This is a genomic window from Paenibacillus sp. AR247 (assembly GCF_002968895.1).
Lineage (GTDB): Bacteria > Bacillota > Bacilli > Paenibacillales > Paenibacillaceae > Paenibacillus_AQ > Paenibacillus_AQ favisporus.
In genome coordinates, this window is the sequence record NZ_PCZT01000002.1 from 119,196 (window position 1) to 135,675 (window position 16,480).

General features: G+C 56.3%; 17 protein-coding genes and 2 riboswitches. Of the genes, 3 read left to right on the forward strand and 14 right to left on the reverse strand.

All coding sequences use genetic code 11. The features are described 5' to 3' along the window. Positions 1-77: 77 nt before the first annotated feature. Both CPT76_RS00920 and CPT76_RS00925 read right to left on the reverse strand, forming a co-directional pair. Entirely contained in the window at positions 78-1,100 is a 1,023-nt protein-coding gene (locus CPT76_RS00920) for a methyltransferase domain-containing protein (protein WP_105441622.1), read from the reverse strand. A gap of 470 nt (positions 1,101-1,570) precedes the next feature. Next, a complete protein-coding gene (locus CPT76_RS00925) occupies positions 1,571-2,038 on the reverse strand; it encodes a GNAT family N-acetyltransferase (protein ID WP_105441623.1) in 468 nt (155 codons plus the stop codon). A 150-nt stretch (positions 2,039-2,188) separates the two neighbouring features. Here CPT76_RS00925 and CPT76_RS00930 point away from each other — a divergent pair, with 150 nt between their 5' ends. Then, a complete protein-coding gene (locus CPT76_RS00930; RefSeq protein WP_089550074.1) occupies positions 2,189-2,527 on the forward strand; it encodes a VOC family protein in 339 nt (112 codons plus the stop codon). Positions 2,528-2,595: 68 nt separating this feature from the next. On the opposite strand, the gene CPT76_RS00935 is transcribed toward CPT76_RS00930, so the two are convergent. After that, a complete protein-coding gene (locus CPT76_RS00935; RefSeq protein WP_181152642.1) occupies positions 2,596-3,816 on the reverse strand; it encodes an MFS transporter in 1,221 nt (406 codons plus the stop codon). 183 nt (positions 3,817-3,999) lie between these two features. Here CPT76_RS00935 and CPT76_RS00940 point away from each other — a divergent pair, with 183 nt between their 5' ends. Further along, positions 4,000-4,878 carry a LysR family transcriptional regulator gene (locus CPT76_RS00940; protein WP_105441625.1) on the forward strand — a complete coding sequence of 293 codons (879 nt, stop codon included), beginning with the start codon at positions 4,000-4,002 and terminating at the stop codon, positions 4,876-4,878. A gap of 59 nt (positions 4,879-4,937) precedes the next feature. Here the strand turns inward: CPT76_RS00940 and CPT76_RS00945 are convergent, their stop codons facing one another. Next, entirely contained in the window at positions 4,938-5,216 is a 279-nt protein-coding gene (locus CPT76_RS00945; protein WP_105441626.1) for a DinB family protein, read from the reverse strand. A gap of 30 nt (positions 5,217-5,246) precedes the next feature. Then, entirely contained in the window at positions 5,247-5,576 is a 330-nt protein-coding gene (gene csaA, locus CPT76_RS00950; RefSeq protein WP_076170310.1) for a chaperone CsaA, read from the reverse strand. Positions 5,577-5,853: 277 nt separating this feature from the next. Here csaA and CPT76_RS00955 point away from each other — a divergent pair, with 277 nt between their 5' ends. Continuing rightward, complete coding sequence (locus CPT76_RS00955; RefSeq protein WP_234489422.1) at positions 5,854-6,699, forward strand: SDR family NAD(P)-dependent oxidoreductase; 846 nt, start codon at positions 5,854-5,856, stop codon at positions 6,697-6,699. Between the two features lie 161 nt (positions 6,700-6,860). Here CPT76_RS00955 and CPT76_RS00960 read toward each other — a convergent pair whose 3' ends face one another. From CPT76_RS00960 to CPT76_RS01000, 9 genes are all read right to left on the reverse strand, one after another. Next, entirely contained in the window at positions 6,861-7,106 is a 246-nt protein-coding gene (locus CPT76_RS00960; protein WP_105441628.1) for an alpha/beta fold hydrolase, read from the reverse strand. Positions 7,107-7,198: 92 nt separating this feature from the next. Continuing rightward, complete coding sequence (locus CPT76_RS00965) at positions 7,199-7,654, reverse strand: alpha/beta fold hydrolase (protein WP_181152643.1); 456 nt, start codon at positions 7,652-7,654, stop codon at positions 7,199-7,201. Between the two features lie 183 nt (positions 7,655-7,837). Beyond that, positions 7,838-8,003: riboswitch (cyclic di-AMP (ydaO/yuaA leader) on the reverse strand. Between the two features lie 87 nt (positions 8,004-8,090). Next, a riboswitch (cyclic di-AMP (ydaO/yuaA leader) is annotated at positions 8,091-8,278 on the reverse strand. 889 nt (positions 8,279-9,167) lie between these two features. After that, positions 9,168-10,772 (reverse strand): MATE family efflux transporter, encoded by a 1,605-nt coding sequence (locus CPT76_RS00970; protein WP_105441630.1) that lies wholly within the window; start codon positions 10,770-10,772, stop codon positions 9,168-9,170. Further along, on the reverse strand, positions 10,772-11,596 hold the full coding sequence (locus tag CPT76_RS00975) for a sugar phosphate isomerase/epimerase family protein (protein ID WP_105441631.1): 825 nt from the start codon (positions 11,594-11,596) through the stop codon (positions 10,772-10,774). Before CPT76_RS00975 ends, CPT76_RS00970 begins: the two co-directional genes overlap by 1 nt. Positions 11,597-11,623: 27 nt before the next feature. Further along, a complete protein-coding gene (locus CPT76_RS00980) occupies positions 11,624-12,679 on the reverse strand; it encodes an oxidoreductase (protein WP_105441632.1) in 1,056 nt (351 codons plus the stop codon). 32 nt (positions 12,680-12,711) lie between these two features. Beyond that, entirely contained in the window at positions 12,712-13,647 is a 936-nt protein-coding gene (locus CPT76_RS00985) for an AraC family transcriptional regulator (RefSeq protein ID WP_105441633.1), read from the reverse strand. Positions 13,648-13,730: 83 nt separating this feature from the next. Then, positions 13,731-14,492: a sugar phosphate isomerase/epimerase family protein gene (locus CPT76_RS00990; RefSeq protein WP_105441634.1), complete on the reverse strand. Its 762-nt coding sequence runs from the start codon at positions 14,490-14,492 to the stop codon at positions 13,731-13,733. Between the two features lie 52 nt (positions 14,493-14,544). Further along, positions 14,545-15,657: a Gfo/Idh/MocA family protein gene (locus CPT76_RS00995; protein ID WP_105441635.1), complete on the reverse strand. Its 1,113-nt coding sequence runs from the start codon at positions 15,655-15,657 to the stop codon at positions 14,545-14,547. A 235-nt stretch (positions 15,658-15,892) separates the two neighbouring features. Continuing rightward, positions 15,893-16,480 (reverse strand): DUF2935 domain-containing protein (locus CPT76_RS01000; RefSeq protein ID WP_105441636.1); only part of this gene is annotated, 588 nt, incomplete at its 5' end.

A 16,480-nucleotide genomic window follows, 5' to 3' on the forward strand; every position in this document is an offset into this window, starting at 1 on the left:
AATGCGGCAAGCACAGTCGGCACACTGCATTCCGCCATATTGCCCGAAGTCCGTTTTAGCCGTGAGACAGGGCCGGACTAANCTTTTTGCAGCAAATAAATGGACGGATGCAGTCCCTTCAACCGGAGGTCGGCTACCGTGGCCAAACGGAGATCCGCTTTCTCGGCAGCCGCCAGCAGAGGACCCCCCGCATCGGTTAAACAGACGATCTGACCTCCTGGTTTCAGCACCCGCTTCATTTCTCTAAGTACTCCTTCATACAAAACGGGAATGCATGCTATGGACGAAATTTGTCTTCCAAATGGAAGATTGGTCACCACTTTGCCTGCATATCCCGAATCCAGCGGCAGGCGCTGCGCATCCCATTCCTCAAGATGTACACCGGAAGTGTGTCCCACGTTGGCACGGGAAGCTGAGACGGCTTCCTCAGAAAGGTCTCCGCCATGAATGCCGGCGTGAGGATACACACAGCGCTCGGACAGCACGGTTCCTGATCCGCAGCAGGGGTCAACGAAGATGTCGTCCTTCTCCGGACGGGACACCCACACGAGCGCGTGCGCAACGGTCGGCCGCAGGGCAGCCGGCGCAAATTCCCGCGTCTTTCCCCTATACCTGAACGCCGCATCCGTTATCCTGATGGCAAAGACAGCCTCTTCCTGAACCAGATCGAGCCGAAACTCGAGCTGATGACCGCCGCTGTGATCTTGTCTAAAATGCCGATAGCGCCGCATGATTCCCAATTCCGCAGCCTCTGCCGCATCAAACCTGCTGTAGGTATGGTTTCCCGCTCGGCTGGCATTGACCTTAAAGCTGATCATTCCGGAAGAATCCGGGCGGATCATGGATAAATCCAAACGGAAGATTTCTTGTTCGATATGGTGTAAATGCAATTTATGAGGACCCACCGGGAACCGGTGGATGAAACGATACAGATTGTCGGCAGTCCGCAGCGTCAGAAAATACTCTACTGGCAAGTCAGAGTCAAAATAAACCTTTCCCCTGACCTTGTCCCCAATACGTACCCCGGAAATTTTAGCCTGCATTTCATCGGCGAGAATTTCTTCCAGCCCAGGCAGTACAGTAAAAAAGTAGCGTGGCATACATCGATCACCTCGTCATTGATGGTAAGCATAGAATGAAGCCCGCAGAGCGCGGTTTTTGCCCCGGCGGCCGGTTAAATGTGTTTCGAACATTTGCCCCGGAAACAAAAAAACACGAATGAACCAAAGTCCATTCGCGTCTTCTATGCAAAAAGGCACAGGCTGCCCCTAAGGCTGCCTGCATAAGAACGTGATTAAGGAATTCCGTTTCATGACCATTCACTGCATCCCCGGAAGCTGCATATCAAATATACCCAGCCCTATCGGGCTCGGATACCTCATGCCTCCGGCATGCTATTCAGTTTAGTTCACTGAAAGAATGGTCAAGAAAACGGTCATCATCATCATCGTTCCAACCTCCATCAATTACGAAATTTTCCCCATTATATTACAGACCGCCGGCTGGGGCAAGAGATCTGCGCCAACAAGCCTATCCCCCTTGCGGCCCGCAAGAAATTCAGGCTGATGAATCAGCCTTTTGCGACCGGCAGGCTCCATACCTCTTCTCCCCCGTATACCGCCCCGGTTGGCGCAAAGCCTGCCGACTCGTACAGTCGCTTGGCGACTCTGTTGTCCCTATGGACGGTCAGGCGGATTTCCCGGCAGCGGTCCCACCGATTTACGATCCAACGGACGATCTCCGTCAAGGCGGCCCGGCCGTACCCTTGGCCCTGGTAGCGCTCATCAATCAAAAAGCCGTTAATCCAGTACATATCCGCCGTGTTCTCTTCACATGCGTGCATTATAAAGCCGACCATTCGCGGCCCATCGTATATGGCGAAAGGGATATAGTCGACGTTGTCCCCATCGGGTTTAACGTAGACTTTGGCCAGCGAAACTGCAACCGGCGGGGTGAAGCCGGCCTGTTCCTCCGCAACCCGGAGGGAAATGGCTTCCTCCCAATTTTCCCTTGTCACCTTTTGAAGCTGAATATCCATACCGATGCCTCCTGCCAGGTGACGGGTTTTTATCGTGAACCCCACCCTTTTTAACCCCCATTATACCGAAACCTTATCACTTGCATAAAGGTCATATAATAAGGGGGTAAGCAAAGAAAGTCATCCCATTTTGAAAGGACGGCGGTAATGATGAAAATCAACCATTTGAATTTAACGGTGACCGATGTGGCGGCGTCACGGGCCTTTCTGGAAACTTATTTCGGACTGGAGTGCCGGGCGGCCCGCGGCGACAACTTCGCGGTGCTCTTCGATGATGACGGGTTTGTGCTGACACTGATGAAGGGCCGTGAGGTGCAGTACCCCAAAACGTTCCACGTCGGCTTTCCCCAGCAGACCGAGGAGCAGGTCGACCGCATCAACCAAAAGCTGCTGGAGGACGGATACGATGTCAAGCCTCCGCAGCATGCGCACGGGTATACATTCTACGTCGAGGCACCGGGCGGGTTTACGGTCGAGGTCCTCTGCTAAAGCCTGCCCCCGTCCCGATCTATACTGCCAGCCGGCAGGCTGATGCTCCGTCATCGACGGCCCTTTCCTTACTCTGCCAAGGGAAGGGCTGTTTCCTTTTCCTTCGCCCGCTGCTTGTTTAGCGCCTTCGCCGCTTTAGGCTTCGCGGCCAGCTGCTGAACCCCCGCCATGGCCAGCGTGACGGCAAGCAGCACCGGGATGAGCAGCGTATAGCTGCCGGCAGCGTCGTGGATCACGCCAAGCAGCATCGGTCCCATCGCGCCAATCACGTATCCCACCGATTGGGTCATGGCCGACCAGGCCGTCGCCTGCTGAGCATCGCTTACCGTTTCGATCGGCATCATCAGATTGACCGGGAACAGCACGCCGGGACCGATGCCGATCAGAATCGCCGCCAGCCACGGCGTCACGGATATCCAGAGCATCAGGAAGCCGGCAGCCATCGATAGTGCGCCCAGCGCCAGCCAGAAGCGTCGGGAAGGCAGACGCTGGAGCAAGTGCGGAAACAGGAGGCCGACGGGAATCTGCGTCAGGGAAAACAGGACAAGCATGTTCGCCGCATAGGCTTTGCCGTATCCCATATGTTCCACGACTGGCGGCAGCCAAGCCGTGACCGAAAAGAACAGAACAGCCAGCAGGCCAAAGGACAGCGTGAGACCCCATGCTTTGGCGCTGTTCCAGGGAAGTCCGGTCGCCCTTGCCGAGCGCTCCGCACGGGCAGGCCGACGGGTATGACGGAGAACCGACCACCACCATACCGGCAGGGCGACGGCAGCCAGGATAGCCCAAACCGCCAGCGATTCCTGCCACGAATGGGCCCGGACCGATAAAGGCAGGGACAATCCCGATGCGAGCGCGGCTCCGACCGCCATGGAGACGGTATAGAGCGAAATCATAACGGGCACCTTGGCGGGAAAATGCTGCTTAATGAACCCGGACAGCAGCGGTCCTGCCGCAGCAATCCCGAGCCCGGCCAGGATGGTGGTCAGCAGCAGGTATGCTGACGACCCGGTGAACCATCTCAGCACCGTACCAGCGCCGATGACCGCAATCGACCAGCCGATGACGCGCTCCAGCCCGGCACGCTGGCCCAGTTTGACCGCAAAAGCCGGAAATATCCCCATGCACAACACTGGAATGGACGTAAGCAGACTTGCCGACAACGCGCTCATGCCCAAATCCCGCTGGATGGCTTGCAGCATGGGCGAGATGGAATTCATTGCGGGCCGCAAATTTAAAGAGGCCAAAATGAAGGCGACAGCCATCATGAACAGTGAAGGTTTTCTCATTATTTCTCTCTCCCTCAGATCGATTTGATCACATCTTAATGGGAGAGGGATCATTTATCAATTATATTGAAATTATGATAATAATTTGTTATACAAATGATAAAACCATGTTTTCACACATTCTAGGGTTTACTTCCACTTCGGTACGCCGCGATCTATCGTTCATGAACAGGAGGAAATAACATGGAACTGAGGCAACTGGAGTATTTCGTGGCCGTATGCGAGGAGCTGCATTTTACGAGAGCCGCAGATAAGCTCGGCATCTCCCAGCCGAATTTAAGCCTGCAGATTAAGGCCTTGGAGGAGGAGGTCGGCATGCCCTTGTTTGACCGGATCGGCAAACGGATTGCGGTGACCGATGCAGGCTCGGTCCTGCTTAAGCAGGCAAGGGGAATTTTTCAAAATTTGCAGAACGCCAAGCTGGAGATCGGCGAACTTCGCCATCACCAGGGCGGTACGCTCGGCGTCGGCGTGCTGCCTTCCGAGCTCGATTTCCGCCTGACCCCGATGTTCATCGATTTCCGCAACCGGTATCCGAACGTCCGGCTCAAGATCGTCTCGGCAGTCGATGTAGCGGACCTCGTCCTTAGTACGGAAATCGATATCGGCATCTCGCTCAAGCCGCTTTACGACAACCGGCTGGTGGTCAGGTCCCTGCCCCGGGAGGAGTATGGCGTGGTGGTATCTGCCGAACACGAGCTGGCCGGCAGGGAGTCGGTCTCCCTAACTGAACTGAACGGCCTGCCGATCATTATGTATCCCAAGGGGTTCTGGGGAAGGGAGCTCGTCGAGCAATACTGCCGGAAGAACGGGTTTAACCTGGACATCGTCGTGGAAACGACGTCTAATCCTTCGCTCTTCCGCTTTGTCCGGGAAAACATGGGGGTTACCGTTCAGACGCCTACGCTCGTCGAAGCCATCGGCGATCCGAAGCTGCGGTTCCTCCCCATCCATGATGATCCGCCCTACAGGGAAATGAGCATCATTTACCGGGCGGATAAATATTTGGGCCATGCCGCGCAGGCTTTTATTCATCTTGCCGAGGAGCGCCTCAAATCATAGTGCGAGCTGGAGGCGCGCAGCATGGCCTTGCAATCGGCCCAATTTTGACCCTTGGGAAGTTATATGTATCTTAAAGGCGTGGTGTCCCCCCTGGCGATACGGAGCAGCCTGTAGCACATGATGCGCTCATTATCCGTAATATGGCCGAGCACCTCTTTCAAGCTCCATTTGCCTGGCGCATAGCGGTAGTTCCCCTTTTCTTCCGTCAGTGCAGAATAAAACGCGGTCGTCCGGTTCAAAGACCCGTTCAGAATCTCCTCGAGGTTCCCCTCAGGTACGAGAGAGACATACTTGGCGAAACCTTCGTTGTAGTCATCCTTCGTTGGGCGTAGAATCATCGGTATCCATCCTTTCGTTTTGTAAAATGTTCAAGCAATGGGCGTGCCGTTGCCGACAGGCACATCAGGGGCCAGCAGCACCACATCGCCCTCTTCCGGAACTCCGCCGAGAACGAGCACTTCCGATTCATATCCGGCAATCCGCCGTACGGGAAAATTAACGACGGCGGCCACCTGGCGGCCGACCAGCTGCTCCGGGGTATACCTTCTCGTAATCTGGGCCGAGGAACGCTTGACTCCAAGCTCCCCGAAATCAATGCTCAGCTTGATCGCCGGCTTGCGCGCCTCCGGAAAAGGCTCCGCCTTGACCACCGTTCCGATGCGAATGTCCAGCTTCATCAAATCTTCGATGGTTGCCACAACTTTTCCTCCTTCTTATGCCATGATTATATCTCTCCATTATATCCCTGCCTGTCAATGGCAAAAGCACTTTCACCAACCTAAAAAAGGCTGCACACCGCAGCTCAGATTCCCATAACGTATTTTATCGATATAGCCGCAAATAACAAATTAGCAATATGCCTAACTTTCAAGCTTGCCTTTTCATTTATTCTAAAAATCAATCGTTCATCCTCAAATACGACAGTTAATGACGCATTACTTTAGTATGGTGAAATAAATAACTGCGAAGGAGTAGATGAACTTGAAGAGACTCGCTGGGAAAATCGCTCTTGTAACCGGAGGAAGCCGGGGAGCAGGACGAGGGATTGCCGTTGAACTTGGGAAAGCCGGAGCAGTCGTTTATGTGTCCGGAAGAAGTTTACGAGGTACGACTACACACGGTTTTCCAGGCAGTATCGATGAAACTGTGGAGGAGATTCGAAGTCATGGAGGAGAGGCGTACGCATGTCGTTGCGATCATACCCGTGATGAGGATACACAAGCTTTGATCGAGAGAATCCGACAGGAACAAGGACGGCTCCATATCCTAGTGAATAACGTCTGGGGACTGCATGACTTGGAAGTGAATTTACAATCCAAACCATTCTGGGAATATCCGCTGAACATGTGGGATGCGATGTTTCAGAATGGAGTACGCCCACAAATAGCGACAAACCATTATGCGATTCCGCTTATGCTGGAAGCTGATTCTGGATTGATCGTACATACCACATTTCAGGATCAGGATAAGTATTTAGGAACTTTCTATTACGACCTCGCCAAGAATACCATTAACCGCTCAGTGCTCGGATTAGCTCATGATCTCAAAAGCACTGAAATAACCGTGGTAGCGGTCTCCCCTGGCTGGATGAGAACAGAACTGGTATTAAGGAACTTCGGTACAGATGAAGCTCATTGGAAGGAGGTTGATGCTCTGAAACACACGGAGTCGCCGTATTACGTAGGGCGAGCGGTGTCAGCCCTAGCTGGGGATGATGAAGTGAAACTGAAAAACGGACTGGTACTACAGGCTGGTGATCTTGCCCAGGAATACGGGTTCACCGATATTGATGGACGGTTCATCCCTCCCTTTTTAATATAATCAGTCTCATTGAAAAAACGAATACTCGCTAGAGCTCAGTTAACCGCCTTCTTATCGGGCGGTTAACTTGCTGCCTAATACAGCGAGTAGATCGTTTGGTTAGGGCCAGTGCGATTCAAGATGCGATTTTCTTCCCACGAGGCAAATCCCATGAACGCGGGCTATCCTCCATAGGCTTCCCGGGTCCGGTAGATATGCTGGTCCATCAAAAAGTCCAGCAGCATGCGGTTGAATGCATGGGGCTGGCATAAATGGGTCGGGTACATCGCATCCTCGATCGTCGCCAGCTGCACATGCCGGAACAGGGTGGCCGCCCGCTGCATTTGCTTGACGAACCACTCGCTTTGACTGCCTGCGACGCACAGTACAGGCATTGGCAGCCGCGCCAAATTGGCGGGCATCTCCATACCGCAACAGCTCCATGCGCTGCTTGATCGACTCTGTCGGCCGCTTGTGGTACAGCTCCTTGCGCAGGAGTTATACGTCACCCGCAGCGACCTTAGGAAAACTCCGCAGGCAAATAATAAGACAGCCAGCTGCACGCCTCGCAAATATTCAGCAAATGGTTCTTTTTCCCGAAGCATCCGGCGAAGTAGCTGTCTACGAGTACCAGGGCGCTGACCCGGTCCGGATGAAGGGCGGCAAACGTCTGGGCGAGTGCGCTTCCGCTGGAACAGCCGACAAGCGTCGCCTGCGAAATATGCAGCTTATTGAGCAGCTCGCACAGATCGCTGCATTGGGTTTCCATAATGTGCCCGACCTCCACGTCAAGCTTCCCCGAATTGCCGTAACCGCGGAGGTCCAGCACGATTACCTTCGCCCGCTTGCTGAAATATTCGACCTGGGGCTCAAACATATGATGGGACGACAAATGCCCATGAATGAACACGATGGGCGTGCCGCTGCCGTGAATTTCATAATATAACGTGGTTCCGTTTACTTGTATCTGGGGCACTTCATGTTCTCCTCTCTCCCACATAACCTGTTTTCTCTATTTGTACAAAATCGCGGGCGCCGCCCGCTTGGGAATCAATGCTTCTCCTTTTTTAAACAACAAAAAAGAAGCACCGGAAAGAGGACACTCTTCCATGCTTCCAAATCCAAGGCTGAATAAGCCTTGCCATCTGCATGAATAACAGCTGCCTCTCTTAACACGCTTGCGTGGTTAGCTGACGGATTCGGGCCAAAGAGTAGCCCTACTCTACACTTTCGAGATTCACCCCATATGGCCGCAGCGGATGCTGCAGACACGACCGGTTCCCCCGCTCTCCGCCATTCCGGCGGAAATTCAGCGAATAGACATATTCCATGTACACGCTTCATCCTTCAAAATGAGCACACAGAAAAACACAGAGCAGATACCCTGTGTTTACGCTTCAAATCACAGTTTCTTCCGCTCTCAACTACGCTTACGAGGTTAGCTGACGGATTCGGGCCGTGAGAGTAGCCCTACGGAAACAGGCGTTATCCTGCCTCCGATTCACCCCTGCAAGCCGCAAGCCCCAGCATAAAGCTCCGTGGGACGAGGACTGCGATTGGTTCCCCCGCTTTTCATCGGAAAATTCAGCGTTCATCAAGTCGCAAATCTTACTCTATTGGATGATGAAATGAATATACGCCTGGGACGGCGAACTGTAAAGCAGGGAAACGATACGATTCCCTGCTTTATTTGGGGATCTGATGGGAAAACGGGTCCTAATCCGTAGGAATCATTGTTTTACGGCCTTTCCTACCGCTTTCCTTAGCTTTGCTGGATAACTGAAGGCGGGAAACCATTCAAATGGCTGAACCCGCCCATTGGACCGGAAAATAATGCCGGAATAGGGCTGAAGCCGCTAGGCTGAAAAAAAGCGGCTTTTTGCCGGAATTTTGGACTTTGCGGTGGAAAGATGCTGGTTTTGATCCGAAAAAATCCGCCGCGCCTTCTTGCCAAGAGAACTCCCTTGGACGTATGATGCGGATAGTTTACCAATCGGACACATGTATGGAACCCTACTGGCCGTGACGATCCGGAACAAGACGGCAGGGAGTATCCATGAAATCACGGTCAAGGAGGATGTCACGATGAACCGGGCTTTGATCTCCACCATCGAACTGTTTGAAATCGATCTTCCAAGGTACCAGCACCACAGCCTGGGCTGGCTGGAAAACTGCCGGATCGGCATTGTAAAGCTGCCTTACTCGGGAGAGGAAGGGCTTGCCGAGGGCCTGCTGTGCTCAGGCAAGCAAGCCTTCGACCTGGTACGGTGGGGCTGCTGCCTGCGTTATATTTGCGGCCTGACGCTGGAAGAGGCCATCACCGCGACGGCCATGCACATTCTGAAGCAGCCGGACCACAATCAATACCCGCTCGCGCTGATGGCGCTGCTTGATGTCAGATCACGCCTGGAGCAGCATACCGCGCGCACAACAGCCGAACACATGGGAAGATCCCTTGATGCCGGCCTTCTCGAGCTGAATCGTACGGCTTACGCCAAAGGAGCCGCAGCATCGTTGCGGATCGGGGGAGGAACGTCGCTTGCGATCTCCGGCCTGACGGCTGACCTTGATACGGAAGTCCAGGCGAACGCTCCCGTCAACCGCCTCCCGCTGCTCGGCCCGGAGTTCCCGACGGATACCCGCGCCTTGATCCGCCGCTCCTCGGCATATCTGTCCCTGTTCGGCGCCAGCACAAAGAACCGCCACCCCGGATAATCCCCGAGTGGCGGTTTTTTTGTGCTGCCTGCGCGGGCGGCTCGCTGCCAGGCCTTGCTCCTCCAGCGGACCCAGAGCAGGATGCCCCGCAGCCATTCGTCGGCGATAAACGCTGCCCAGATACCGTACAGGCCGTATCCCCAATGGATGCCGAGCAGGTACGTCAGCGGCACGCTGAAGAGCCAGGTCACCGTGATGGACACGATCATGGCGGACCGGGCGTCGCCGGCGGCCTGCAGCGACCGTTCCAGGATGACGTTGAAGTTGCGCCCCGGCTCCAGCAGAAAGCTCAGCAGCAGCAGGGCCGCTCCCATCGCGATAATGTCCGGGTCGGTCGTGAACAGCTTCATCAGCGGCTGCCGGAACAGCGTCAGCACGGCGACGGCCGCCAGCGTGATCAGCTCGCTCCGGATCAAATTCCGGATCACCTGCTTGTAGGCCTCTTCCCTCTGGCCTGCGCCGACCAGCTGCCCGACGATGATCTGCCCGCCCCGGCCCAGCGAGACGGCCAGAATCATGACGAAGAACATGATGTTCTGCGTGTAAATTTTCGTTGCCAGCACGCTGGCCCCAAGCGACGAAATAAAGGCCGTGGTCACAAACTGGTTGGCGGAGTACGACAAGGACACGGCCGAGGACGGCACGCCGACGCGTAGCACCTTCCCGATATGCTCACGGCTCCACACGAACAGGTCGTTCCAGCGGATGTAGACGCCCGCCGCCTTGCGGAGCAGCACCAGATTGACGGCCAGCCCGACGCACTGGGCAAAGGCGGTGGATATCGCCACCCCGACGACGCCCAGCTTCGGAAAGCCTCCGGGACCGTAAATAAACAGGTAATTGCCGAAAATATTCAGCACGTTCATGCCGATCGTGACAACCATCGTCTGCCGGGTTAATCCATGAGACTGAATCATGGCCGTGACGGCGGTCAGCAGCGCCTGAATGACCAGGGCGCCCCCGGCGATGAGCAAATACTTCTCCGCCTGCCCGAACAGGGAAGGATCGAGGTCAAATATCCGCAGCAGCGGCCCGCTGAGAATCATGACCATGACGCTCACGACCAGGCCGAACAGGAAGTTCAGCGCCAGCGAGGACCCGGCCAGCCGGCCGATTTCATGCTGCCTGCGGGCACCCAGATACTGCGAGATAACCACCGCGGAGCCGAGCGCCACGAAATTGAACATCAGCACCGCAAACATGATGATCTGGTTCGCGACGCCGACCGCAGCAACCGCGCCGTCGGACACCTTGCTCAGCATGAACGTGTCCGATGTCCTGAGGAACATTTGAAGGGCCGATTCCACAAAAATCGGCCACGTAATCGCAAGCAGCGACAGCTTGCTAACGGGGTTGTCTCCCGCGATGGATCTGGACATTACAGGCTGTAAGCCTCCCGGATCTTGGCAATGCCAAGCTTCGCGGTCTCCAGGGCTGTCAACCCGTCATAGCTGTCCATAAACAGCTCCAGCGACAGATAGCCCTCATATCCCGCATCCGCCAGCGTTCTGGCGAGCGCTTCGGACGGAGCGATGCCGTCTCCCGGAAATACCCGGTGGGCGTCCTGGATCTCGGAGCGGGACGGCGCTGCCGGATAATCGTTCACATGGACGATGCCGATCCGGTTCCCAGGCAAGCCTTCAAGGTCCCGAAGCTCGCTGCCGCCGGTATACATGTGGAACGGATCGATAAGAATTTTGGCGTCCGCCACCCCGCTGGCTTGAGCTACGTAAATCGCATCCTTCAGGCTGTTCAGCCGGGCAGCTTTTCCCCAGAATTCAAGATAGGGCTCTATGCCGATCCGGCGGGCCAACTCGGCCAGCTTGGCAAAGGAAGCGGCAAATTCGTCCAGCGTGACGTGGGCAACCTGTCCGAAGGGGGGCGCCGCAGCCGCGAGACAGCCCAGCTCCGCCAGCATTTCCATTTCCTTCTCCGCTTGATCGAAGCCGCGCTGTCTCGCTTCAGGGTCACGGTCGGCCCAAGCCCAGAAGGCGATGGCGTTCGCCACCTTCAGTCCATGATCTTCGATATACCGTCTAAGCTCCTGCAGCTCGCCGCCCTCTGCAAGGTAAGCTTCAATGTCCCGTACCCACAGCTCGATGCCCTCATAGCCTGCTTCCGCCGCCACGCGGACCTGCTCTTTGACGCCGAGTCCGTAAGGCAGGAGTGTAGATGTATTCAATGACAATTTGAAAGGAAACAAGCTTGATCTCCTTCTTTCCGTAAGTAGTTAAGGGGTAAATGGCACCCTTCTCTGCTCGGCATGGCTCTGCATGCCCAGCTCGATGACACGGATCGCCATCCGAGCCTGCTCGGGCTTTACGCCAAGCTCCGACACACCATGGATAGCCTCCGCCACGTTGCGGTAATAGGCGTCATAGCATCCCGGAATCGTCTTCAGACGCCCCGTAAACTGCAGGCCGTCCCGGCTGGCCACGAGGCTTCCCCACATCTCCTGCGGCTCTTCGCCCCATCCGGGCGATCCCGGCAGCCTGCCGGCCTTCAGCAGATTTTCCTGAGGATCTTCTCCATACTTGACAAACGAACCCTCCGTCCCGTACAACCGGTACCTCGGAGCCGGATCCCGGGCCAGCAGGGTCGATTTCACCGACACCTTCAGCCCATCCGGATACCCCAGCGATACGTCAAAATAGTCCGGGGCCAGCGTCCGCTCCCGCTGCGTCAGCACCTCCGCCTGCACGCTGTCCGGGAGCCCGAACAGCGTCAGCGCCTGGTCGATCAGGTGGACGCCCAGGTCATAGAACGTCCCGGACCCTTCGGCCCCCGCATCCCGCCAGCGGCTGGGATCGGCATTCGGGCTGAACCGGTCCCAGCGGAATTCCGCTTCGGTGATCCGGCCGACCAGACCGCGGCGGACAACCTCCTGCAGCGTCAGGTAATCGCCGTCCCACCGGCGGTTATGGAACACGCTGAGCACCAGCCCTTTACTTTGGGCCAGCGCGATCAGTTCGTCCGCTTCCTCCGTCGTCGCCGTGAACGGCTTCTCTACGACGACATGCTTGCCGGCCAGCAGGGCGTCCTTGACAAACGAGTAGTGCGCCGTGCTCGGCGTCGTAATGACGATCAAGTCGATGTCCGGATCCTCATAGGCTTCCCGGACGTCCTGTACAGCCCGGACGGACGGGTAGGCCTGCAGGCACGAATGGCCTCTCCGCTGGACGATCATCGCCAGCTCCAGCTCCGGTACGGCCGTGATGACCGGGCAGTGAAACGTCCTGGCGGCGAATCCGTAACCGACCACCGCTGTCCTCACCTTCTCCTTCATTCGCATCACTCTCCTATACAGCCAGGCGAATGTTAACCTTCGCCGGCCCCGATGTTATACAGAATCCGGTTGACCGGATACAGCGATTCCGACTCCTTGACCGGAACCAAATCCCGGTACATCGGATTGTAATACTTTTTGCGGTACTGGCTGGCAGTGAGTCCCTTCACGGCTTTGAACACCCTGCTGAAGTAATTTTCATCCGAGAATCCGACCGCAAAGGCGACCTCCTTGATGCTGTGCTCCTCGTACAGCAGGAGCTGGCAGGCGCGCTCGATCCGCCGTTGAATGATCGCATCGCGCGGCGTGCGGCCCATATACTGCACAAAAGACCTGGAGAAATGCTCATGCGACCAGCCGATCCGCCTCGCCAGCATTTCCACCGAAATGGCCTCTCCCAAATGCTTGTCGATATAATCGAGCGCCTTGACGATTTGGGGAGGAATCCGGTTGGCCGGCGTCGTCAGCGGCTCGTCGAAGAGGTGGCCGCTGATTTCCGTCAGCAGCGACCATAGAAGCGAACTCCCGCGGCTCTGCATCCGGTCCGTATGGGCATGGGCGATATGCATGATTTGCTTCATCATGCCGACCGGAAGCTCCTCGTCCAGCGGAATAACGCTCGGGCCGCCGGGCGCAAGGAGCGGAAGCGCCGTCTCCGTCCCGGCATCTTCCGGAAATCCGAAATGAATGAACAGATGGCGCGCCGGCTGCTGCGGGTCGTATTCATAGGCGTGGTATTCGCCCGGCCTGGTCACGATAAAGCTCGGTTCCTGCAGGACGTATGCTTCCCCCTCCACCCTGTAGACGCTGCGCGTCCCATCCGGAAAATACAGCAGCTCGTAATCGTGAATCCGCCGCGGGCCGAGGGAGGTGCCGGGCTTCTTGACGATGTCCCCGACGATATGGATCCTCGGGAGGTGCACAAGATGCGAGGCCGCCCGGCTGGATTGGCTTTCCGTTATATTCATGGCAGTTCCCTTCCTCATCCCCCACGAAGTGGAGTCTTAGCTTCGGTTCCTTTTCAGGCCCATTCGATGTTCGTTCTAAGAAACTAAATGATTAAATCAGTCCGAGTCCCTGCAAATTGCGGTAGCTGATCGCCAGGCTCTCCAGCGGATACGCGCCGGCTCTGATCCTGTTCGACGACGAGCCAGCCGGTTCCTACCTCCCGCGCCGTTTGGGCGATAGCCTTGAAATCGAGAATCCCCTCCCCGATTTCGGCGAAAAACTGCTCCTCGCCGGCTTCCACGTCTTTGATATGGAGCAGCGGGCACCGGTTCTGAAGCTTGGCGAGGTACGACACCGGATCTTCACCGCCCCGCTTGACCCAATACGTATCCAGCTCCATCTGAACCAAGGAAGGATCGGTTTCGCGGAGCAAAATATCGAGCGCGTATTCGCCGTCGAATTGGGCGAACTCCCAGTCGTGGTTATGGTATAGCAGCTGAACCCCGCGCTGGCGGAACTTCTCGCCCGCTTCGTTCAGCTTGGCGGCCTTGGCCAGCACCTCGTCCCGGGACGCAAAACGCAGCGACAGCGCCACGAATTTACCGCCGTCCACCTCCTCGAGATAATCCGCGATGTCGTCCGGATTGAAATCAAACGTATCGAATCCGGCATGGGTTCCGATGACCTTGAGGCCGATCCGGTCCAGCAGCGCCTTCTGCTCCGCCACGGTAATGCCTTCCGGCGGGCGTCCGAGCTCAATGCCCTGATAGCCGATGGCAGCGATTTTCTCCAGCGTGCCTATATAATCCTTGCTTAATTGTTCTCGAACCGTATAAGGCTGTACGGCGACGGGAAATTGGGTCATGATCTATGCATCCTCTCTTGGTTTGAAATGGGACAGGTTCTCCGTGCGGTGTTTACAGATCCAGCATGTTGTACTTCAGGCCGAGTGGCAGCGGAGCCGGACGTTCCACCGTGGATTCCAGGTGAATGTGGCGCTCCTGCTGAGACGCTTCAAAGATGCCGAGCGAGATGTCCAGCACATGGCGCGCCAGCTTGCCGCTTGCCCGGTTCGGCCGTCCCGACTGGATTGCATAAGCCATGTCGGCTACGCCCATGCCGCGTCCTTCCTCGGCATACGGATGGGAATGCGGGATCTCTTTCGTCTGCCCGTTCGGGAACTGGATGGATACAGCGCCTCCGAAGAAGTTCGGATCCGGAACGTACAGAATGCCTTCCGTGCCGTACACTTCCAGCCGCGGCGAATAGCCGAACGCCTCTTTGGCCGCCTGAAGGGTAGCCACCGCGCCGCTGTGGAAGTCCAGCACCGCCGATACGTTCGTCGGCGCTTCCACCGGCACCGTCTGGCCGAATGCCGGCGATTTCGGATTGTCCACCACGACCTCCTGATGCAGCTGGCGGGCGGATCCCGTTACCCTCTGTACGGGTCCGAGCAGCGCGATCAGCGCCGTCAAATAGTAAGGCCCCATATCCATGATCGGATCGCCGCCCAGCTTCAGGAAGTTGCGGAAGTTCGGATGCATGCCGCCCGCGGCGTTCCCCATGATAATCGTAGCGCTTGCACCGTAAGGCGTGCCGATCCATCCGTCATTGATCAGCTTGACGCAGGTCTGGATGCCGGCGCCGAGGAAGGTGTCCGGCGCGCAGCCGACAAGCAGGTTTTTGGACTCGGCCAGAGCCAGAACCTCATCGGCATCCTCGCGGTTGAGGGCAAACGGCTTCTCCGTGTACACATGCTTCCCGGCCTCAAGTGCCCGCAGGTTCAGCGGGGCATGCGCGGCGGGGGCCGTCAAATTGAGAACGATTTCAATTTCCGGGTCGGCCAGCAGCTCCTCCACGGTGTACACATTTGGAACGCCGAACTCTTCCGCTTTTTTCTGCGCGAGCTCCGGAACCATATCCGCTACGGCTTTGACCTCGACGATATGGTCGAGCATGCCGGTCAAATTTTTCAGATATACGGTGCTGATCATGCCGGTACCGATGACGCCAACCTTGACTTTACGCACGAATACATCAACCTCTCTTCGTTTGGTAGTGATCTTGTGCCCTCATTATCACGCATCGCCCGGCCGAACTCAATGGACTGCAGCGCAAATAAACTGGATTTATTTGATATTATCCATCCCTGTCCGCAGCAAGCCGGTTTGTGTTCAGGAGTAAAAAAACCTACCCGGCACCCAGGACATACCCGAAGAGCAAAGAGGCATTCTAAAGCGGTTTTATGATCAATCCCTTTGGGCGTTACTCCACCCTTGGCTTTGCCGGGTCGCAATCAGGACGCGGCACCTCACCGAATTGGGACAGCTTCTGCAAATAATAGCATTCTTCCCGGAACATATGGTCCGGCACCAGCCTGTTCAGCCTGCTCAGCAGCTCGGCGCTGATGTCCAGCTCCTCGACCTCCAGCAGAAAGTTCATAAACGCCGACATTTCCAGGTCCACGTCGCTGTGGAACTTTTTCACCGCCGGATAGGTCGTCCGGAGCGTACGCAAGTATCCGACAAGCTCAAGCGCCTTCAAATAAAATTCGTTGAAATGCTGCTCAAATTCCTTGCTCCTCTGGATCAGCCTCCGCTCCACCCCGTCGAGATCCGAAGCGATCGATGCCGAGTGAAAAGCCGCGTCAGGCAGCCACAGCAGATCGTGATGCAGCGGGTGATAACGGGGAACCGGATTTCCCTTTAACAGCTCAGCGAGAATACGCTCATATTCCTCCAGCTCGTTCACCATATGATTGATAAACGTTGGCGACAACCCGATGACCACTTTGCGCTGCAGCACCCGGTCGAGAAGATCCAGCTTAAACGCCCGCAGTTCATGTACCGCTGA